At 44.4% G+C, this 19,084-nt stretch carries 18 protein-coding genes; 8 read left to right on the top strand and 10 right to left on the bottom strand.

Annotation, left to right across the window (positions count from 1 at the left end):
* Nucleotides 1–6: 6 nt before the first annotated feature.
* From G5S32_RS18515 to G5S32_RS18490, 6 genes are all read left to right on the top strand, one after another.
* The gene (locus G5S32_RS18515; protein ID WP_165313636.1) at nucleotides 7–2,835 is read left to right on the top strand and encodes an FAD-binding and (Fe-S)-binding domain-containing protein; all 2,829 of its coding nucleotides are present in this window, start codon (nucleotides 7–9) and stop codon (nucleotides 2,833–2,835) included.
* Nucleotides 2,836–3,239: 404 nt separating this feature from the next.
* Complete coding sequence (cspE, locus tag G5S32_RS18510; protein WP_042481174.1) at nucleotides 3,240–3,449, top strand: transcription antiterminator/RNA stability regulator CspE; 210 nt, start codon at nucleotides 3,240–3,242, stop codon at nucleotides 3,447–3,449.
* Nucleotides 3,450–3,547: 98 nt separating this feature from the next.
* A complete protein-coding gene (trmY, locus tag G5S32_RS18505) occupies nucleotides 3,548–4,144 on the top strand; it encodes a tRNA (pseudouridine(54)-N(1))-methyltransferase TrmY (protein ID WP_165313635.1) in 597 nt (198 codons plus the stop codon).
* A 9-nt stretch (nucleotides 4,145–4,153) separates the two neighbouring features.
* A complete protein-coding gene (locus G5S32_RS18500) occupies nucleotides 4,154–4,537 on the top strand; it encodes a GFA family protein (RefSeq protein WP_246201118.1) in 384 nt (127 codons plus the stop codon).
* A gap of 265 nt (nucleotides 4,538–4,802) precedes the next feature.
* Nucleotides 4,803–6,359 (top strand): methyl-accepting chemotaxis protein, encoded by a 1,557-nt coding sequence (locus tag G5S32_RS18495; RefSeq protein WP_165313634.1) that lies wholly within the window; start codon nucleotides 4,803–4,805, stop codon nucleotides 6,357–6,359.
* Nucleotides 6,360–6,519: 160 nt separating this feature from the next.
* Nucleotides 6,520–7,845 (top strand): MATE family efflux transporter, encoded by a 1,326-nt coding sequence (locus tag G5S32_RS18490; protein ID WP_165313633.1) that lies wholly within the window; start codon nucleotides 6,520–6,522, stop codon nucleotides 7,843–7,845.
* A gap of 77 nt (nucleotides 7,846–7,922) precedes the next feature.
* Here the strand turns inward: G5S32_RS18490 and aroG are convergent, their stop codons facing one another.
* On the bottom strand, nucleotides 7,923–8,975 hold the full coding sequence (aroG, locus tag G5S32_RS18485) for a 3-deoxy-7-phosphoheptulonate synthase AroG (protein ID WP_165313632.1): 1,053 nt from the start codon (nucleotides 8,973–8,975) through the stop codon (nucleotides 7,923–7,925).
* Between the two features lie 177 nt (nucleotides 8,976–9,152).
* Nucleotides 9,153–9,761, bottom strand: coding sequence for a TetR/AcrR family transcriptional regulator (locus tag G5S32_RS18480; RefSeq protein ID WP_165313631.1), 609 nt, complete (start codon nucleotides 9,759–9,761; stop codon nucleotides 9,153–9,155).
* 201 nt (nucleotides 9,762–9,962) lie between these two features.
* Between G5S32_RS18480 and G5S32_RS18475 the strand changes: the two genes are divergently transcribed.
* A complete protein-coding gene (locus G5S32_RS18475; RefSeq protein ID WP_165313630.1) occupies nucleotides 9,963–11,024 on the top strand; it encodes an MBL fold metallo-hydrolase in 1,062 nt (353 codons plus the stop codon).
* Nucleotides 11,025–11,034: 10 nt separating this feature from the next.
* On the opposite strand, the gene cyoE is transcribed toward G5S32_RS18475, so the two are convergent.
* Genes cyoE through G5S32_RS18455 form a run of 4 tightly spaced genes read right to left on the bottom strand, consistent with a single transcriptional unit; the run spans nucleotide 11,035 to nucleotide 14,441 of the window.
* Nucleotides 11,035–11,964: a heme o synthase gene (gene cyoE, locus G5S32_RS18470; RefSeq protein ID WP_165313629.1), complete on the bottom strand. Its 930-nt coding sequence runs from the start codon at nucleotides 11,962–11,964 to the stop codon at nucleotides 11,035–11,037.
* Nucleotides 11,957–13,126, bottom strand: a complete 1,170-nt coding sequence (locus tag G5S32_RS18465; protein WP_165313628.1) for a COX15/CtaA family protein — start codon at nucleotides 13,124–13,126, stop codon at nucleotides 11,957–11,959. The genes cyoE and G5S32_RS18465 overlap by 8 nt, the downstream gene beginning before the upstream one ends.
* Before the next feature lie 5 nt (nucleotides 13,127–13,131).
* The gene (locus G5S32_RS18460; RefSeq protein ID WP_165313627.1) at nucleotides 13,132–13,674 is read right to left on the bottom strand and encodes a hypothetical protein; all 543 of its coding nucleotides are present in this window, start codon (nucleotides 13,672–13,674) and stop codon (nucleotides 13,132–13,134) included.
* Nucleotides 13,671–14,441 carry an SURF1 family protein gene (locus G5S32_RS18455; RefSeq protein WP_246201117.1) on the bottom strand — a complete coding sequence of 257 codons (771 nt, stop codon included), beginning with the start codon at nucleotides 14,439–14,441 and terminating at the stop codon, nucleotides 13,671–13,673. The genes G5S32_RS18460 and G5S32_RS18455 overlap by 4 nt, the downstream gene beginning before the upstream one ends.
* On the opposite strand from G5S32_RS18455, the gene G5S32_RS18450 reads away from it, so the two are divergent.
* Nucleotides 14,440–14,664 carry a DUF2909 domain-containing protein gene (locus tag G5S32_RS18450; RefSeq protein ID WP_165313625.1) on the top strand — a complete coding sequence of 75 codons (225 nt, stop codon included), beginning with the start codon at nucleotides 14,440–14,442 and terminating at the stop codon, nucleotides 14,662–14,664. The two genes, G5S32_RS18455 and G5S32_RS18450, sit on opposite strands and share 2 nt — an antisense overlap.
* Nucleotides 14,665–14,723: 59 nt before the next feature.
* On the opposite strand, the gene G5S32_RS18445 is transcribed toward G5S32_RS18450, so the two are convergent.
* The 4 genes from G5S32_RS18445 to coxB are packed head-to-tail and all read right to left on the bottom strand — an operon-like array spanning nucleotide 14,724 to nucleotide 19,066.
* The gene (locus G5S32_RS18445) at nucleotides 14,724–15,608 is read right to left on the bottom strand and encodes a cytochrome c oxidase subunit 3 (RefSeq protein ID WP_165313624.1); all 885 of its coding nucleotides are present in this window, start codon (nucleotides 15,606–15,608) and stop codon (nucleotides 14,724–14,726) included.
* Complete coding sequence (locus tag G5S32_RS18440) at nucleotides 15,605–16,216, bottom strand: cytochrome c oxidase assembly protein (RefSeq protein WP_165313623.1); 612 nt, start codon at nucleotides 16,214–16,216, stop codon at nucleotides 15,605–15,607. The genes G5S32_RS18445 and G5S32_RS18440 overlap by 4 nt, the downstream gene beginning before the upstream one ends.
* A gap of 19 nt (nucleotides 16,217–16,235) precedes the next feature.
* Nucleotides 16,236–17,903: a cytochrome c oxidase subunit I gene (gene ctaD, locus G5S32_RS18435; RefSeq protein WP_165313622.1), complete on the bottom strand. Its 1,668-nt coding sequence runs from the start codon at nucleotides 17,901–17,903 to the stop codon at nucleotides 16,236–16,238.
* Nucleotides 17,900–19,066: a cytochrome c oxidase subunit II gene (coxB, locus tag G5S32_RS18430; protein WP_165313621.1), complete on the bottom strand. Its 1,167-nt coding sequence runs from the start codon at nucleotides 19,064–19,066 to the stop codon at nucleotides 17,900–17,902. The genes ctaD and coxB overlap by 4 nt, the downstream gene beginning before the upstream one ends.
* Nucleotides 19,067–19,084: the final 18 nt, after the last annotated feature.

The raw sequence follows: 19,084 nt of genomic DNA, 5'->3' as shown, positions 1-19,084 counted from the left end.
ACTAAAATGAAAAACAAAGCACACTATCACCAGCTTATTGAAGTACTGAAAAGCCAGATTGCTGAAGAGCGTATTATCACTCAGGAAGCGAAGCGACTTGCCTACGGCACAGATGCTAGCTTCTATCGCCTTATTCCAGAAGCCGTTCTACGCCTTAATAGCTTAGAGGAAGTCGTCTTCGCGATTAAAAGCTGTGAGAAACTCAGTTTACCCTTCACTTTTCGTGCTGCAGGAACCAGTTTATCTGGTCAGGCAGTCTCCGATTCTGTGCTTATTACCCTAACTGATGACTGGCGAAAGCATCAGATCCTAGATGAAGGTGAAAAAATTCGCTTACAACCGGGAGTAATCGGCGCTGATGCCAACAAATATCTCGCACCCTTCCAGCGAAAAATAGGTCCAGACCCGGCCTCAATCAACACCTGCAAAATTGGCGGTATTGCAGCCAACAATGCCAGCGGTATGTGTTGCGGTACGGCGCAAAACTCCTATCAAACCGTTGATAACATGAAAGTGGTGTTTGCCGATGGTTATATTCTCGATACCAGTGATAAGAAAAGCGTAGAAACCTTTAAACAGCATAGAAGCGACATCGTTAATGGCTTACAAACGCTAAGAAACGAAACACTGGCAAACCAAGCATTGCATGAGCGAATCAAATACAAATATCGTTTAAAAAACACGACTGGCTATTCACTTAACGCACTAGTCGATTACGAAGACCCTATCGATATTCTAAAACATCTCTTTATTGGTTCTGAAGGCACACTCGGCTTTATCGCTGAGATTACCTATAACACAGTAATAGAACACACTCACAAAGCCTCTGCCTTGTTGGTATTTTCTGATATTGAACAAGCCAGCCAAGCCGTGACTAGACTAAAGCAATCTCCTGTCGCTGCGGTCGAGATGATGGACGGTCGAGCCATGCGTTCAGTTGCGGACAAAGCCGGTATGCCTGATTTCATCAAGTCTCTTGATTTAGAAGCTGCCGCGTTACTGATTGAATCTCACGCTAGCCACCATAAAGCGCTTCAACATCAATGTGGTCAAGTGATGGAGATGTTGAAAGACTTCAAGATTATCGAATCGGTTCCTTTTACCTCTGATGCCAATACTGTCTCAACACTCTGGGGCATTCGTAAAGGCATGTTCCCTGCGGTTGGTGCGGTAAGAGAAGTAGGAACCACCGTCATTATCGAAGATGTCGCCTTCCCCATTGAGAACCTAGCCAATGGCATTCGCGATCTTCAACAATTGTTCGATAAATATCAGTATCAGGAAGCGATCATTTTCGGGCACGCTCTTGAGGGCAACCTGCATTTTGTTTTCACTCAAGGTTTTGAACAACCGGAAGAAATCGAGCGATACGGTGCCTTTATGGATGAGGTCGCTGATTTAGTCGCGGTGAAATACCAAGGCTCTCTCAAAGCAGAGCACGGAACAGGTAGAAACATGGCGCCTTACGTCGAACTCGAATGGGGTAAAGAAGGCTATGCGCTCATGCAGAAAATCAAAGCCTTGTTTGATCCAAACGGGTTACTTAACCCGGGCGTAATTATTAATGACGATCCCAAAGCACATTTGAACAACTTGAAGTTGATGCCTGCAGCCGATGACCTTGTTGATCGCTGTATCGAATGCGGCTTTTGTGAACCTGTTTGCCCATCACGCACTTTGACTCTCTCGCCAAGACAGCGCATCGTTCTGTATCGAGAACTTCAGCATCGACGCAAACAAGGAGCTTTAGATTCGGCAGATGAGTTAAACAAAGTATTCGAATATCAAGGTCTCGATACCTGTGCAGCAACAGGTCTGTGTGCAGACAGATGCCCTGTTGGTATCAATACCGGCGACCTAGTGAAAAAATTGCGCAGTGCCAAATACGAAAAGTTCACACCAATAGCACTTTGGACTTCGGAACATTTTGCAGCCACAACAGCAATGACCCGTTCAGCGCTAAAATTGAATAAAGTCGCGACGAATATCCTAGGTGAGAAATCAGTAAAGAGTATCGTGGATGGAACGCGAAAACTGACTCGCGGGAAAACACCAGTTTGGCTAGCTGAAATGCCTCTAAGCAATGGATATCCCCTTGCCAAAGCTGCGGGTGATCTTCCTCAACGAGAAAAGAAAGTGGTTTATATGCCATCCTGCGCTAGTCGCAGCATGGGACAACAATCGGATGCAGCAGATCAACGACCATTAACTGAAGTTACTCTATCTATTCTGAATAAAGCTGGGTATGAGGTAGTCCTCCCTGACGAACTTAACCAGCAATGCTGCGGTATGCCTTATGACAGCAAAGGAATGAACGATATTGCCAAAGACAAAGCTCACCAACTTGAAGAAGTGCTATGGAAAGCCACTCAATATGGTCAATATCCGGTACTCATGGATACCAGCCCTTGTGCTAAGCGTAGTCTTGAGCTGTTTAGCAAACCATTGAAAGTTTACGAACCCACAGGTTTTGTTAGCCAATATTTGTTGGAGCATTTGTCCATCACACCAAAACAGGAAACGGTGATGCTACACGTTACCTGCAGTTCCCGCCGCATGGGTTTGACCAACGCGATGACAAATCTTGCGAAAGCGTGTGTGAACACTGTTATTGTCCCAGAACATATTGAATGTTGCGGATGGGCAGGAGACAAAGGGTTTACCACACCGGAACTTAACGCTGCCGCTGTTCATCCATTAAAAGAGCAAGTACCAGAAGGCTGTACTCGAGGTTTTAGTGACAGCCGAACCTGTGAGATCGGTTTATCGCACCACAGTGGAATTACTTATCAGTCTATCCTCTACTTAGTAGACGAAGTCTCGAGACCTCGTTGAGGTGATGGAAAATCATAGTTCTGTTGTGCTCAATACCTCCTATAGAACACAACAGACGCTATTTTCCACACAAGTTTTTGAATCAACGTCAACCTATCCCTAAAAACGTGAACCCATAGGTTTACAGAGCAACAAAATTTAAATAAATATGGTCTAAACTTATGGTGTTTTCGTTTGAATGTGCGTGCTTTCACTTTATTTGAAATATTCGCTAGTTTATTACGGGCACTTGCGTTATGATTCGCGCGTCCAATCGATTCACGCTCGATAGGTTGTGCGAAGGAAACCTTCCGGTACTAGCGTTTAGCCAGTTATATGTAGAAGCATTTTGTTCAAACGTCACCTAAGTAATAAGCGCCTTCTTTTGGCTAAATAGATTAATTTTTTAAAGATTTGGAGACATCATGTCTAACACTACTGGTACCGTTAAATGGTTTAACGAAACTAAAGGTTTTGGTTTCATCGCTCAAGATAACGGCGGCGCAGACGTATTCGTACACTTCCGTGCAATCACTGCAGAAGGTTTCAAAACTCTGAAAGAAGGCCAAAAGGTTTCTTTCACTGTTGAAAACGGTCAAAAAGGCCCACAAGCTGCTAACGTAACTGTTATCTAAGCTTGATTACAATCTTCGGATTGACGTGAAAAGGTCGCTTTATGCGGCCTTTTGTGTTTTTGTTGTCTCCTAAATTCGTTACACATTAGAGGAACCCAATGCGTACTTTCGTTCTCAGAGCACGTTCAGCCCCAACCGATAGTCAAAAACTGCAAGCAGAAGTAGGCGGTAAAGCTCATGCTGAAATTCTTGCACACGGTATTATGAACGCAATTTTTACCGCTCAATCACACCGTGAAGATGCAGTCATTCACTTGGTGCTGGAAAGTACTCAAGATTTCTCTCGTACCATTACTATCGATGCCAACACCATCAGTGATATCGGTGGTTTCCACGAATCCGCATTAATTGCTCTGCTAGTCAAAGCATTAGACAAGTCTTTGGGTATGACTAAAGAACAAATACGTGAAGTGCAAGCAGGTTTAACTGTACAGACGATTAGCTTTGAAGCTCTGGTAACGAAGCTTGCTGATTCCCATTCTATGTACATGATGGACAAGAAAGGCGAATCCATTCGTACCATCGAGATTGGCCCAAATCCTTGCTTTTTACTTACCGATCATATTCCTATGCCGAAAAAAACAGGCAACTCCCTAAAACGCCTTGGTGTCGAGAAGTTGAGTTTAGGGCCTAAGATGCTGTTTGCTTCGCAATGTATTACGCTTATTCATAATGAATTGGACATGCGTGAATAAAGGGAAAAGATGGACCATTTGAATAGCGAAGACATACTTACTGGTCATTGCCATTGTGGGAATATCACTTTGAAGATCCCTCATCTTTCAAAAACAGCCACCGAATGTAATTGCTCGATTTGCTCACGTTACGCTGCCATTTGGGGATATTTCAAAGATTCTGAAGTTAAGATCATTACCAAAGAAAATAATGTAGGTGATTACAGCTGGGGTGACAAAGATATTATCTTCCATCACTGCACCAACTGCGGCTGTATTACCCATTATTCGTCCGCTAACAAGTCAAACAGCGAAAGAGTCGCTGTCAACTACCGCATGTTCAATCCAACTATCCTCACCACCATCAAGATTCGTCATTTTGATGGTGCGGTGTCATGGACTTATATCGATTAACAACCTTCCGCTCTCCGTAGTTCTTTCTCCTGTTGTCTGACTTCCTTTTCAGTTGATGTCAGACCAGTACTACAGATTTGGTGAGACAGTTCTCGTTTTAACACGCCATCCCGTTTGATGATTGCAATTCCAATACCAGATGGGTATAAACTTTCTAAATAATAATCATAAGCCCTATAACAATCACAGTACGTGACGTCTTTTAGCTTCAAACCTCGTCAAAGGCTCGGTATCCGTTTTTCGATTTTTTAGGGTGTTCATTACAATGCGTATTAATCAACCAATTACACAAAAAGAAGTCCTTTACCCTCCTCATTACAATCTACTGTCGATCACTAAACCTAGCAGCCATATTACTTATGCGAGTGACGAATTTTGCAAAGTTGCTGGATACCGTTTAGAAGAGATGGTCGGCCAACCTCACAACCTTGTTCGCCATCCTGATATGCCAGAAGCTGCGTTCCAAGATATGTGGTCTCATTTAAAAAAGGGACATTCATGGATGGGGATCGTAAAGAACAGAACCAAATCTGGTGATCACTATTGGGTAGATGCTTTTGCTTCTCCAATTATAGAAAATGGCAAAACCATTGAATACCAATCTGTTCGCTTATCTCCAAATCGTGAACATGTTGAAAACGCCGAAAAAGTGTATGCGCAGATCCGCGCAAATAAAACGCCTTGGCAACTAAAGATGCCGAGAACTCGCTTATGGCAACGCATGACTGTCGGTTTTATTGGAGCTGCAATCATTTCTGCTGCTGTTAACTATTTCCTATCTGGTTTTGGCGTACCGGTAATGTTCTTTTTGAGCGTAATCACCAGTTACGTATTGACGCGCCGTTTAGAGAAAGTGGCAGAGACTGCACGTAAAGTATTTGATAACCCACTAATGGAGCTTGTTTATAACAAGCGTATTGATGATATCTCCGAAATACAGCTTGCTCTAAAAATGCGCCAGTCTGAGCTGAACGCAGTTGTTGGACGAATTCAAGACTCGAACCTTCAACTTGTAGAAGCCGCGAAAGCATCGTCAACGAACTGCAATCATACGGCTGACAACCTTGATGGTCAGGCTCGTGAAACAGAGCAAGTTGCTACAGCCATTACTGAGATGAATTCAACAGCGAATGAAATTGCCAATAACGCTCAAGCGGCATCAGCTGTGGCTAACAACGCACAAACCGCAGCGAATGAAGGTGTGGATTCCGTAGCTGACACGGTCAACTCAATTGTGCAGCTAGCAAAACAACTAGACTCAGCGACAAGCGTGATTGAGAAGCTTTCGGCACAAAGTGCGACTATCGGTCAGGTTATCGAAGTGATTCAAAGTGTTTCTGAGCAAACCAACCTACTTGCCTTAAACGCGGCTATAGAAGCAGCGCGAGCCGGTGAACAGGGTCGAGGTTTTGCCGTTGTAGCCGATGAAGTACGTAAACTCGCACAACGTAGCTCAGAATCCAGCGAAGAGATTCAGAACATAGTTCAGTCGATCCAAAACAGCACTCGTGAAGCCGTAGATACTATAAGTCATGGCAATGTGCTGTCACAAAACTGTGTGAATAGTGCCAATCATTCGGGTGACAAACTAAAAGCCTTGCTGGCACAAATGGCTGATATTGCACAGCGAAATGAACACATAGCAACTGCGGTTGATGAAATGGCTCGTGTTACGGAAAGTATGAACGCCAGTGTACAATCAATCAGTGATGGCTCAACAGCCACTCTCCTACTCGCCAATGACACACACAAACAGTGCAAAGCGTTGGTAACAAACCTTGATTCACAGGGTGCTTTAGTCAAACAGTTTAGACGTTTATAGCAACTGAAACTCTTAAAGAAAGCGTCTCAAATGAGGCGCTTTTGGTTGATGCTACAGCGGATCTGAGCATTTGTTTGCTTTTAAGGTACCAATCGTGAATTCCTTCGCCCATAATAACCGCCAATAACATTCTCAAAACAATGAAGATAATAATTCGCGAATGAATCCTCCATCATTATCCAATCAGCTATTTCAAATGACTTGGCCGATGCTTTTTGGCGTCTTGTCACTGATGAGTTTCCAGTTAGTCGACAGTGCATTTATCGGTCAACTTGGCATTCTTCCACTCGCCACACAAGGTTTCACCATGCCTTTGCAAATGGTGATCATTGGTGTACAAGTCGGACTAGGTATAGCAACAACCGCTGTTATATCCAAAGCTTTGGGTGAAGAAAAAACACGCTACGCGAAACAGCTTGGCGGCTTAGTTTTAGCGATGGGCAGCAGCTGCGTGGCTCTGTTTGGTTTGATCATCTACTTGTTGCGCTACCCTATTCTTTCCTTGCTTGACGCACCAGAAACCATCTATTCGATAATTGATGTCTACTGGGTATGGTGGGCGATTAGTGCTTGGACAGGCGCAGTTCTGTATTTCCTTTACAGCGTGTGCCGAGCCAATGGCAACACCATGTTGCCCGGAACTATGATGATGGTGACCAGCTTACTGAACTTGATTTTGGATCCTCTGTTTATCTTTGTATTTGATCTCGGCATCAATGGTGCGGCTATTGCAACCATACTTGCATTTGGTATTGGCATAGCCGTAGTGATGCCAAAAGTTTCTGGCAAACACTGGATTAGTTACGAATGGCAAGATTTGGATATTGTCGCAAGCGTAAAATCCATCGGTCATATCATGGGTCCAGCAATGTTAAGCCAACTTTTGCCACCACTTTCTTCTATGCTAGCAACAAAACTATTGGCAAGCTTTGGCGCAACCGCAGTCGCAGCTTGGGCATTAGGGTCTCGCTTTGAGTTCTTTGCCATTGTCGCGGTGTTAGCATTAACCATGTCTATGCCACCAATGATCGGCAGAATGTTGGGAGCAGGCAAACTTGCAGATATCCGAAAACTAGTAAACATTGCCATTCGCTTTATTCTTATTTTCCAACTCGCTATTGCGCTTGTCGCTATCGCGCTGTCGACACCATTGGCATCACTCATGACCAGTGAAAAGAGCGTTGAATCCATTTTGAACTGGCACTTGATGATTGTCCCTCTGAGCCTAGGTTCTCTTGGAGTTTGCATGTTGATGGTGTCCGTATCGAACGCGTTAGGAAAATCCTATATTGCATTAACTGTTTCAGCTTTGAGATTGTTTGTTTTCTTCCTTCCGTGCCTATGGATTGGATCTCAGCTGGGCGGTTTACAAGGTCTTTTTATCGGAGCATTTATCGGAAATCTATTAGCGGGTAGCACGGCTTGGTGGGTGTATCTGAGAACATTGAAAGAAATTGAACGACATCAGCTAGCAATTCAGTCATAAGGTTATTTTTTCAATCATGGCTGAAAAATAAGATCAAAAAAGGCTCTCAAATTGAGAGCCTTTTTACTTAGCGTTGATTAGCCTTTACGACGCTTTTCTACTGCATCGGCAAGTTGGCGTAATACTGTCTCTGTATCGTTCCAGCCAATACACGCATCAGTGATTGATTGACCGTAAGTTGGCGCTTTACCGTCAACAAGGTCTTGGCGACCTTCAACAAGGTGTGACTCAATCATTACGCCAAAAATTGCGTGTTCACCACCAGCGATTTGTGCGCTTACATCCTCGCTTACAACCATCTGACGTTGGTATTGTTTAGAGCTGTTTGCGTGACTGAAATCAATCATCACTTTTTGACGCAAGCCCGAAGCTTCTAACTGATTTTTAATGTCACTGACATGTTCTGCACTGTAGTTTGGCTCTTTACCACCACGAAGAATGATATGGCAATCAGGGTTACCTGCCGTCTCTACAATCGCTGAGTGACCAAACTTAGTTACTGACAAAAAGTGATGTGAAGACTCAGCAGAGCGGATCGCATCAGAAGCAATCTTGATGTTGCCATCTGTACCGTTTTTGAAACCCACTGGGCATGAAATACCAGAAGCCAATTCACGGTGTACTTGTGATTCAGTTGTACGAGCACCGATAGCGCCCCAACTAATTAAGTCAGCAACATATTGCGGAGTGATCATGTCTAAGAACTCACTCGCAGTAGGCATACCCATGTCTGTTAAATCAAGCAATAGCTTGCGACCCATGCGTAAACCGTCATTAATCTTGTACGTGTCGTTTAGGTAAGGGTCGTTGATAAGACCTTTCCAACCTACTGTTGTACGTGGTTTTTCAAAATAAACACGCATAACAACTTCAAGCTGACCACTGAGCTCATCGCGCAGTTTCTTCAAGCGTTTACCATATTCGATCGCAGCTTCAGGATCATGAATAGAGCAAGGACCAACGATAACAAGTAGTCTGTCATCTTCATTATTTAAAATGTTATGAATCGCTTGGCGTGCTTGAAAAGTTGTTGAAGAAGCAACATCAGTCGCTGGAAATTTTTCTAGTACTGCAACTGGGGGTAATAGTTCTTTAATACGTTTAATATTTACATCATCGGTTTGATACATCGCTTACTTCTTCCTATATTGCTTCGCTGCAGGGGCTATTGAACGGTTAATAGCAAATCCTTTGGCAGTCTCGTTTCCTCAGTCCGTAACTTAATCTACTCAGACCGAGTTGCGCAACCATTATTTTCAATAAAATGCAATATGATGGAAATATTTACAAAATAGATGATGTGTAATTTATTTTTTACACCCGTAGTGACTGATAAAAAACTGGGTGTTTTGCTTAGCCAAATAGCGCTTCTCTTGCTCTGACAGACTGGCTTGGATACCCATCACTTGTGGCCAGAAACATCCCCCTTTAACCAAGCTGTGTAGCTGACCATTAGCCAGTTCAACATCCTGAATAACAAGATTTTTCAGGCTCACCTGATGCTTAAGCCAACTGAATATTTGACTCTCTTTTTTCGCCATTTGCTCTGATTGTTCAAGCAACTCATCTGGGCGATACAGGTAGTATCCAATAACTACACGAGCGAGATCTATGTATTCGTTTGAGGAAAGAATTTCTATTTCACTGTAAAGCAATTGTTCTAGCTGCTCTTCCATCGGCAACGCAACTAATAACTCTGAATCGACTAAATTCGCTGTCGCACTCCACAAGTCAGCCAGCAAAGTCATGATTAGAACTTCTTTGGATGAAAAGTGGTTATATACCGTACGCTTAGAAACCTGCGCTAATGCCGCAATCTTATCCATGCTGGTGTTCTGCGCCCCGAATTCTCGGAAAGCCTCTTTGGCAGCTAACAATATCGCTTCACGTTTTAATTCACTTCGAGTTTTTTTCATCACTGTGTTCTGCATTGGTCTTGAAAAACAATTCTGACGCCAATATTACACTAATCAGTTTACTTTTCATTAAAATTACGTAAACTACACCGTATAGTTTACTTTAAAAGTTCTACGAAACGTCACAAACGCTTCATGAATCTATCCGATCATAGAACTCAAAAGTAAGGGAACCTCTCACTTGGATACAGGAGAAAGAGAATGAATCAAGTTGAAAACAATCGAGTCTCAGATACAGCAGTGCTTGATGGCAAATTTGCTAACCACGAAGTGGATAACAAAAACAGCATTCGTGATTTCTTAGCTATCTCTTGGGCTTATCTAACTGAAAAACATGAGGATACAGTGCCCAAAAAGCCGATTCCGGTGCAAAGTATCACTAGTGAACAGTTAGAAATAGAAAAAGAAGACGTAGTTTACCGCTTAGGTCACTCTTCTATTTTAATGAAATTGGACAATCAATGGGTGTTAACAGACCCTGTATTCAGTGACCGAGCTTCACCTGTGCAATGGGCAGGACCAAAACGTTTTCACCAGCCACCAATTTCGATTGAAGAGTTGCCAACAATCGATGTGGTATTGATAAGCCACGATCACTATGACCATTTAGATAAAGCCGCAGTAAAAAAACTAGCTAAAAAAGTAGAACACTTCCTAGTGCCACTTAAAGTTGGTGCTTTACTAGAAAAATGGGGCGTCCCAGCTAGTAAAATCCAAGAGTTTCGCTGGTGGGATAGTGCTAGCCGAGGTTCTATCGAGTTTGCATTCACACCTACCCAGCATTTTTCAGGTCGCGGTTTGACCGACCGCAATCAGACTCTTTGGGGTAGCTGGGTTATTCGTAGCAGCGAAAAGTCGATTTTCTTTAGTAGTGACTCTGGCTATTTCAGCGGGTTTAAAGAGATTGGCGACAAATACGGACCTTTCGATTTAACCATGATCGAGACAGGTGCTTATAACAAGCTTTGGTCTGAAGTTCACATGTTCCCACGCGAAAGCATTCAGGCACACATCGATCTTAAAGGTAATGTAATGATGCCAATTCATAACAGTACCTTCGATTTGTCGATGCACCGTTGGTATGAGCCTTTGGAGAAAGCCTCTAATCTTGCTCGCTCGTTAGGTATAGACTTGGTGACACCAGTTATTGGTCAACGTATGCCTCTTAATGAGTCATTCCAGTCTGTGAAATGGTGGGAACAACTTGAAGTAGAAATCAAGGCAGAGCCTGCAGTACAAAACTTTTTAAATTCCGCCTCTTAGATTTCAAACGTTACACGAAATAGTGGTCGAGCAGCAGCGCAATAAACAACATCATCAAATGGTAGATTGAATATTTGAAGGTGGTAATGGCTGACTGCTCGTCCGAACGATACTTTAAAATCCACGCCGAGTAGATGAAGCCTAAGCTCAAAATGGTTGAAGCGACAAAATACAGCACCCCACTCATTCCAACCAAAACCGGTAATAAGCACACAATCGCCAGCAGAAACGTATAAAGCAAAATCGATGTTTTGGTGTACTCAACCCCATGGGTGACGGGCAACATCGGAATATCAGCCTTGGCATAATCGTCTTTGCGATGTATCGCCAAAGCCCAGAAATGAGGAGGGGTCCAAATGAAGATGATCATGACAAGCAGCCACGCATGTCCATGCAGTTCATTAGTTATGGCTGTCCAACCTAACAATGGCGGCATAGCTCCGGCTAAACCCGCGATAACAATGTTTTGTGGTGTTGCTCGTTTGAGATAAACCGTATAAACCAATGCATAACCCAATAAACTAGCGAACGTTAGCCATGCGGTTAATGCATTTACACCCAAATAAAGAGTGGCAAAACCAGCGATACCGATAGCAGTAGCAAAAGCGAATACTTTATAAGCTTGGATTTCACCAGAAGGCAATGGTCGGCGATAGGTTCGCGCCATAATGGCATCGATACGTCGGTCAATCAGGTGATTGTATGCCGCTGCTGATCCAGCCATCAAACCGATTCCTGATAATCCCAATACGACTTCTTGTAATGGCAACGCAGCTTGCTGTGCCAAACACATTCCAACTAAAGCGGTCAGTAACATCAGTGCAACAACCTTAGGTTTAGTCAGAGTCCAATATATTCGCCAGCGGGCGGGAGCGACGGTGATATCTGATCGAGCAGCGGCAACTGAGTTGGCAGATGTAAATGAGGCTGACTTACTCATGAGATACCTTCCTTATACTGAGTTTTGTAGCGCTTTTTTGGTATTCAAACGAAGAGGATTTGGCTAGTGAAGTCTGTTCTAAACTCACTGGTGAAGTAGTCGCCGCAGAAGCGACTCGTTCATAAGAGAACAAAGCATAATTGCATTTCAAGACTGCAATCATCAGTAGTGCTGCGCCCAAGTTGTGCAGCACTGCAATCATCAAAGGCAGATTAAATACCACATTACTGATGCCAAGAAGAATTTGAACAGATAGCGCGCCGAGCAACATTTTCGCTAACGAAAACAGCGCTTTTTTCCATAACAAAAGCGCCAGCAGCGATACGGAGAAGATGGTAAAAATAGCACCGAAACGGTGTGATACATGAATGGTTAGCCTTGGCGCGTATTCCAACACGCCAAATTCATAGCTCTCATGGCCATGATGAATCAAAGTAAATGCGGTTTTGAAATCTAGGTAATTGGTCCAATTACCTTCGCAGATCGGCAGACTACTGCACATCAAAGCGGCGTAGTTTGATGATGTCCATCCCCCCAGCATAATCTGCCCAATTACGACCAGCAAAGTGACAACAGCAGCTAGTTTTAGGCTAGAAGAAATTGTCACATTACTATCTTGGGTGTGGGAAGAATTATCTTGGGATTGGAAAAAAATTTCTTGGCTATGGAAAAACATCGCTTGCGATTGCAGCTGCCACAGTAACAACCACAAACTGGCTAGCAAGGTGAATCCCCCTAGCAAATGCCCCATCACAACTAATGGCAACAATTTCATGGTCACTGTCCACATACCGAGCAATGCTTGGAAGATAACAACCCCTGCAATCGCCAGTGGCAACGCCATCGAAACAACTCGTGATTTGAAACAGAGAAACGTAATGAGAAACACCACCAGACCGAGCGTGCCTGCAAAATAGCGATGAATCATTTCAGGCCAAGCTTTATGAGGTTCCACATCTAAATGTGGGTATAAAAGCTCGGCTTTTTCTAATGCCGACGAAGATTGAGGCACAGTGAAATGCCCATAACAACCAGGCCAATCTGGGCAACCTAATCCCGCATCAGACAAGCGTGTATAAGCGCCTAATGCAATTACAGTAAGCGTTAATATCAGTGCAAATTTAACCAGCCGAGTTAACCCTATGTTGGAGTTGGTCATCATTCACCTCACCCTACTCTTGAAAGTTTGAGTAACTTACGCAGATCCGCGAGAACACTTTTACTTTGAACAACCAATTGTGACGGGTCAGCTTTGGGGTAATGCATCACCAACTGACCAAGAGGATCGACAATCACTATTTCTGATCTCTCAATAGCAGACATAAATGATTGGTTTACAAACAATTTTTCAACAGTTAAATGCTCAACACTTTGAATATCACTTTGCGGCTCGAGCAATAAAATTGGTTCAACCCTGCCTTGCTCTTTACCTAGGGCAGTATGGCTCTGCATTAGCATATAGATGTGTTGCTGGCATTGTTGGTCACACTGTTCAGGCACCACGTAACCCACTCGCCACAATTTTTGCTGCGTTACACTCTCTAATCCAAGCGAACTGAGTGTGATTCTTGGCTCAATCAATACGCCTTTATTCGTCACACCGGCTTGATACCAATGATTGGTTAACACCGTCTTGGCAAGCAAGGCAGGCAGAGCAAAGAAAGCAATAATCGCGACTAAGATTACGCGTCCTTTCGTCTTAGCATTCATGCGGCTCTCCTTGATTGATAAACCCTCAAACATAACGCGAGGGTGATGAAAAACAGCACTGTTGCCATAACAAACCACTGCACCGCATAGCCAAAATGTTTGTCTGCACTGAGCGGAATCGGAACCCACGGTTGAGCGTACGACCAATCGGTTTCTTGTGGCTGGAAAGCAACAGGGAGTATTGGCTCACCAACCCACAGTGAAAGCTGTTCGATGTTTAAATTCTGTATGCGATGAGGCGTTTTATCTTCAATGCTTAGTTCTGAGCTCAATGGGTTTAGGGATTTTTGATATAAACGCCCCTCTAGCTCACGTGGCTCAGCAAGCCAGTTAACCTCTGGCAAAACATTTCTATCATTAGCGGCTGGAACAAAACCGATCTCAAGCAACATCCCATGACCGCTACTTTCTCGGACTAATTGGTAGGCTAAATATCCCACTTTCCCCTGATAAGTTTGGTTATCCAATAAGAAGGTCATGTTACGGCTTGGCGTCACTGCAATTTTGACTCTAACGCCTGCTATATTGGTCATCGAATATTGTTCTAAAGCCATACCTAAAGAAATAGGTTCCATCTGCTGACGAAGCTGCAACTCTTGCTCAAGTGCCTGTTTTTGTTCGCCACGCGACATTTGCCACAATCCCAATTTGACCAAAACAGCAAACACAACCACAGTTAACACAGCGCCTAAAATTGCTTTCACCGACAACCTTTTCATCACCGAACGGCTATCCGTAGACACGGAACGACTCAGAGGATCAGACATGCTGCCACTTGTTGTAAAAATCATTTTGGTTCTGTTTCTACTGTTCATCATATTCAACCTAGCTCGCGCCTTAATCCAAATGGTTCGAGAACCTAATGATGGCGATGATCGCCCAATGAGTTATTACCTCGGGCGACGTCTGATGTTTTCCTCTTGTGTGGTTATCTTGCTCATTTTTGCTCTCCTTAGCGGTTGGCTTCACCCCAATCACACACCTTATTAAAGCGTTATTTGTATTTTCTGCATCTGATTCAAACACCTAAGCACGTGGGAAAGCCTTCGCTACAAGACATAGACAAAGACAAACAAGCACAACCACACCACGTCTACAAAGTGCCAATACCAACTGCCAGCTTGAAATGCGAAGTGGTCTTTGGGCGTGAAATGATCTTTCGCGATTCGAGCCAGTAATACGGTCAAGAACAAAGTTCCAAGGCAAACATGCAGCCCATGGAAACCCGTCAACATAAAGAAGGTGTTGCCGTACACGCCAGATTGAAGCGTTAACCCCATTTCGTGGTAGGCGTGTGCGTATTCAACCCCTTGGAAATACAAGAAGAAGCCAGCAAGCACTATGGTAATTTCCAACCAGACGATGAGCGCCATTCGTTGGTTTTTCTCTAGGCTAAGATGAGCCATGTGCAAGGTGATAGAAGACAACAAAAGAATAACCGTGTTCTTAAGTGGGATACCTTGCCAAGGCATCGCTTGAACCGTTTCTCCAGCAGGAGTCGTTAGCAAAGGCCAAATAGCTTCAAATCCCGGCCAAAGCAGTTCGTTGGTCATAGCGTTATTGCTGGCACCACCCAACCAAGGCACAGCTACCATGCGTGCGTAAAACAGCGCGCCGAAAAATGCCCCGAAGAACATGACTTCTGAAAAGATAAACCAACTCATTCCCTGACGAAATGAACGTGCTATCTGTTTGGAGTACAGCCCTGCTAGTGATTCACCAATGACGTTACTAAACCAGCCCGCTAACATACTGAGCAAAACGATAAAACCAATAATCAAAATGGCTTTGCCAAAAACACTTCCTGCTCCGCCAGTACCAACATGTTGCACTGTTAAACCTGCTCCAACTGCCACCAAAAACAGAGCTACCGCGCCGATAATTGGCCAACGGCTTTGAGCAGGAACATAGTAAGAATCGTGTTTGGTACTCATAGGTTTGCTCCTTGCGTTGGCTCATCCTTCACATGAGCACTTGAGCTAGTTTTCACCAATTGGGGCTCAGCTTTATCCGTGATGTTATATAGGGTGTAAGAGAGCGTCAGCGTATGAATGGAGTCCGGAATATCCGGTTCAATGTAGAATATCAATGGCATTTCAGCATCGGCTTGGGCAGATAAAGGTTGCTGATGAAAACAGAAGCACTCAATCTTGTTAAAGTAAGTGGCTCCCTGCCCCGGAGAAACCGATGGCACCGCCTGCCCAACCAGTGCATCACTTGAAAAATTGTTGGCTAAAAAAGCAGTCTGAATAATCTGCCCAGGATGCACGTCCATGTGCGAAACTTTCGGAGCAAATTTCCACGGCATACCGTTACTGACATGCGCCATAAACTGCACGCGAATGGTACGTGATTGATCAATTTTCATCTTCGTCGGCTGAACGACTGCCACATCATTGGTTTTACCGTTAATACCTAATGTTTTGCACATCACGTCATATAACGGCACTAACGCAAAGCCGAAACCAAACATCAACACCGTACCAATCAAGAGCTTGGCAATCAGTTGGCGATTCTTGGTTTTAAGTGATTCATCTTCCATCTCACGCTCCTAATCCACCCTAATCTTCTACTTTTGGTGGTGTTGAGAATGTGTGGTGCGGCGCTGGGCTTGGAACTGTCCATTCCAAACCTTCGGCTCGCTCCCATGGTTTAGCGGGCGCAGGTTTTCCTCCTCGCACGCACTTAATCACTACCCATAGGAAAATCAGTTGCGACAAACCAAATGCAAAACCGCCTATGGAAACAATTTGATTCACGTCCGCAAACTGTATCGCGTAATCCGGAATACGCCTTGGCATGCCCGCTAACCCTAAAAAGTGCATAGGAAAGAACAGCACGTTGACCGAGATGACTGAACACCAGAAGTGCCACAAGCTGAGCTTTTCGTCGTACATATGCCCAGTCCACTTAGGCAGCCAGTAATAGGCTGCGGCCATAATCGAGAACACGGCACCAGAAACCAAAACATAGTGAAAGTGTGCCACCACAAAGTAAGTATCGTGGTACTGAAAATCGGCAGGAACGATTGCTAACATCAACCCCGAGAAACCGCCTATGGTAAACAGCACGATAAAGGCAATCGCAAACAACATTGGTGTTTCAAAGGTAAGTGAGCCGCGCCACATGGTCGCAACCCAGTTAAACACTTTTACACCTGTAGGCACGGCAATCAGCATGGTGCAATACATAAAGAACAGTTCGGCAAACACTGGCATGCCAGTGGTAAACATGTGGTGCGCCCAAACCAAGAACGAGAGCAGCGCGATACTACTGGTGGCGTACACCATAGAATGATAGCCAAACAGTTTTTTGCCACTGAAAGCAGGAACAATGGCAGAGATGATGCCAAAAGACGGCAGGATCATGATGTACACTTCCGGGTGTCCGAAGAACCAGAAAATATGCTGGAACATTACAGGGTCACCACCACCAGCGGCATCAAAGAAACTCGTACCGAAATACTTGTCGGTCAACACCATAGTGACCGCACCAGCGAGAACAGGCATCACCGCAATCAAGAGGAATGCTGTAATCAGCCACGTCCAGACAAAAAGCGGGAGCTTAAACCACGTCATGCCCGGTGCGCGCATGTTCACTATGGTCACAATCACGTTGATTGCGCCCATGATGGAGCTAATACCCATAATGTGAACCGAGAAAACAAACAGCGCTGTGCTGTCAGGTCCATAAGTGGTTGATAGAGGTGCGTAGAATGTCCAACCAAAGTTTGGACCACCACCCTCAGTAAACAAAGAAGCAAGAAGAATGAGGAAAGCGAAAGGCAGAATCCAGAAACTGAGGTTATTCATCCTTGGCAGAGCCATATCTGGCGCACCAATCATTAATGGCACCATCCAGTTGGCAAGCCCTGTGAATGCGGGCATTACCGCACCAAACACCATAATCAAACCGTGAACCGTGGTCATTTGATTAAAGAATTCTGGCTTAACAAACTGTAATCCCGGTTGGAACAATTCCGCACGAATCACCATTGCCATTGCGCCACCAATTAAAAACATGGTGAAGCTAAACCAAAGATATAAAGTTCCTATGTCTTTGTGGTTAGTGGAATAGATCCATCTTGCGATACCTGTAGGAACATGATGCTCATGATCATTGTCTTTATCTTTGTAACTATCATCAACAACACTGCCGGATTCAGGATTTGAAACATCTGCATCCACCATCGGAGCCGATTTCACGCTATGAACGTTGGAAGATTTCATTGTCCCTCCCCGCTTTTTCCATTGCTTGCCTTGAATGCAAAGATATCCGATGCCTGAACCGCATCTCCTGTGTTATTGCCCCAAGCATTACGTTGATAGCTAATCACTGCCGCCAATTCTTGGTCACTCAGTTGGTTGCCAAACGCCTGCATTGCCGTACCAGAGCGACCATTAACAACGACCGCCAAATGCGCGCTAACTTCACCTGTTGCAACAGGGCTACCTTTAATGGCCGGAAACGCACCCGGAATACCTAACCCCGTTGGTTGATGGCAAACCGCGCAGCGCTCCATGTAAATTTTCTCCCCCATTACCATCAGATCATCCAGAGACATTGAACTGAGGCGGGCTTTTTCTGCCTCTTGCTTAGCAACCGCAATTTCTGCTTTTTTATCCGCGAGCCATTGGTCGTATTGTTCGGGTTCCATCGCTTGAACAACAATTGGCATAAAGCCATGAGCACGACCACACAACTCAGCACATTGGCCACGATATACTCCCGGCTCATCAATACGTGTCCAAGCCTCATTGATATATCCGGGAATCGTATCTTTTTTCACGGCAAACGCAGGCACCCACCAAGAGTGAATCACATCGTCTGAAGTCAGCAAAAATCGGACTTTGCGGTCAGTTGGCAATACCAAAGGTTGGTCAACCTCAAGAAGGTAATGAGCCCCCTTGACCTCTTCACCATCAATCTGCTTTTGTGAGGTGGCTAAGAGGCTGTAAAATTCCACGCCTTGCTCGAAATAGCTGTAATGCCATTTCCATTGTGAACCAGTGATCTTAATTGTGAGGTCTGATTGAGAAGTATCTTCCATCGCAACCAAGGTTTTCGTTGCGGGTATGGCCATTGCGACCAAGATGACAATAGGAATAATTGTCCAAATGATTTCAACTTTGGTGCTTTCGTGAAAATGAGCCGCTACCGCGCCCTTCGACTTGCGATGCTTAAAAATGGCATAGAACATGGCACCAAACACCACCAGTGCTATCGCTACACAGATATAGAAAATAAGCATGTGCAGCTGATACACCTTACCACTGATTTCGGTAACACCCGGTGTCATGTTTAATACTCGTTCTGCAGAAAAAACCTGTGGGGACAAGCTGATTAACAGCCCAACTGCTGGCAGCCACAGATTGGTTACACATCTTCTCAAGAGTTCTCTCCTCTGCTT

The sequence above is a fragment of the Vibrio ziniensis genome (assembly GCF_011064285.1).
Taxonomy (GTDB): Bacteria; Pseudomonadota; Gammaproteobacteria; order Enterobacterales; family Vibrionaceae; genus Vibrio; species Vibrio ziniensis.
This window is presented reverse-complemented; position numbering and strand designations above follow the sequence as displayed.

Coding starts and splice junctions, on each gene's coding strand:
- G5S32_RS18515 (WP_165313636.1), top strand. CDS start 7: ATGAAAAACAAAGCACACTATCACCAGCTTATTGAAGTACTGAAAAGC.
- cspE (WP_042481174.1), top strand. CDS start 3,240: ATGTCTAACACTACTGGTACCGTTAAATGGTTTAACGAAACTAAAGGT.
- trmY (WP_165313635.1), top strand. CDS start 3,548: ATGCGTACTTTCGTTCTCAGAGCACGTTCAGCCCCAACCGATAGTCAA.
- G5S32_RS18500 (WP_246201118.1), top strand. CDS start 4,154: ATGGACCATTTGAATAGCGAAGACATACTTACTGGTCATTGCCATTGT.
- G5S32_RS18495 (WP_165313634.1), top strand. CDS start 4,803: ATGCGTATTAATCAACCAATTACACAAAAAGAAGTCCTTTACCCTCCT.
- G5S32_RS18490 (WP_165313633.1), top strand. CDS start 6,520: ATGAATCCTCCATCATTATCCAATCAGCTATTTCAAATGACTTGGCCG.
- aroG (WP_165313632.1), bottom strand. CDS start 8,975: ATGTATCAAACCGATGATGTAAATATTAAACGTATTAAAGAACTATTA.
- G5S32_RS18480 (WP_165313631.1), bottom strand. CDS start 9,761: ATGAAAAAAACTCGAAGTGAATTAAAACGTGAAGCGATATTGTTAGCT.
- G5S32_RS18475 (WP_165313630.1), top strand. CDS start 9,963: ATGAATCAAGTTGAAAACAATCGAGTCTCAGATACAGCAGTGCTTGAT.
- cyoE (WP_165313629.1), bottom strand. CDS start 11,964: ATGAGTAAGTCAGCCTCATTTACATCTGCCAACTCAGTTGCCGCTGCT.
- G5S32_RS18465 (WP_165313628.1), bottom strand. CDS start 13,126: ATGATGACCAACTCCAACATAGGGTTAACTCGGCTGGTTAAATTTGCA.
- G5S32_RS18460 (WP_165313627.1), bottom strand. CDS start 13,674: ATGAATGCTAAGACGAAAGGACGCGTAATCTTAGTCGCGATTATTGCT.
- G5S32_RS18450 (WP_165313625.1), top strand. CDS start 14,440: ATGCTGCCACTTGTTGTAAAAATCATTTTGGTTCTGTTTCTACTGTTC.
- G5S32_RS18455 (WP_246201117.1), bottom strand. CDS start 14,441: ATGTCTGATCCTCTGAGTCGTTCCGTGTCTACGGATAGCCGTTCGGTG.
- G5S32_RS18445 (WP_165313624.1), bottom strand. CDS start 15,608: ATGAGTACCAAACACGATTCTTACTATGTTCCTGCTCAAAGCCGTTGG.
- G5S32_RS18440 (WP_165313623.1), bottom strand. CDS start 16,216: ATGGAAGATGAATCACTTAAAACCAAGAATCGCCAACTGATTGCCAAG.
- ctaD (WP_165313622.1), bottom strand. CDS start 17,903: ATGAAATCTTCCAACGTTCATAGCGTGAAATCGGCTCCGATGGTGGAT.